Origin of the sequence: Streptomyces marokkonensis, assembly GCF_039539045.1 — a bacterium.
GTDB classification, from domain to species: domain Bacteria; phylum Actinomycetota; class Actinomycetes; order Streptomycetales; family Streptomycetaceae; genus Streptomyces; species Streptomyces marokkonensis.
Genome location: NZ_BAABCQ010000411.1, coordinates 1 through 692 on the forward strand (window position 1 = coordinate 1; position 692 = coordinate 692).

Consider the following 692-nt stretch of genomic DNA (forward strand, 5'->3'; position numbering starts at 1 on the left):
GAGGCCAACCAGTGGCCCGAGGACGTCGTCGACTACTTCGGCGACTACTCCGCCGGCGGCGACGAGTGCCACATGGCGTTCCACTTCCCGGTCATGCCGCGGATCTTCATGGCCGTGCGCCGCGAGTCCCGTTACCCGGTCTCCGAGATCCTGGCCAAGACACCGGCCATCCCGTCCGGCTGCCAGTGGGGCATCTTCCTGCGCAACCACGACGAGCTCACGCTCGAAATGGTCACCGACGAAGAGCGCGACTACATGTACGCGGAGTACGCCAAGGACCCGCGCATGCGCGCCAACATCGGCATCCGCCGGCGTCTGGCCCCGCTCCTCGACAACGACCGCAACCAGATCGAACTGTTCACCGCGCTGCTGCTCTCGTTGCCCGGCTCGCCGATCCTGTACTACGGCGACGAGATCGGCATGGGTGACAACATCTGGCTCGGCGACCGCGACGCGGTGCGCACACCCATGCAGTGGACACCGGACCGCAACGCGGGCTTCTCGTCGTCCGATCCGGGCCGGCTGTTCCTGCCGACGATCATGGACCCGGTCTACGGCTACCAGGTCACGAACGTCGAGGCGTCCATGGCCTCGCCCTCGTCCCTGCTGCACTGGACCCGCCGGATGATCGAGATCCGCAAGCAGAACCCCGCCTTCGGCCTCGGCACCTACACCGAACTGCCCTCCTCCAA

At 66.6% G+C, this 692-nt stretch carries 1 protein-coding gene; it reads left to right on the top strand.

Features of this window, described 5'->3' with window-relative positions:
• A partial coding sequence (locus tag ABEA26_RS36165; RefSeq protein WP_345598333.1) for an alpha-amylase family glycosyl hydrolase occupies window positions 1–692 on the top strand: 692 nt, incomplete at both ends.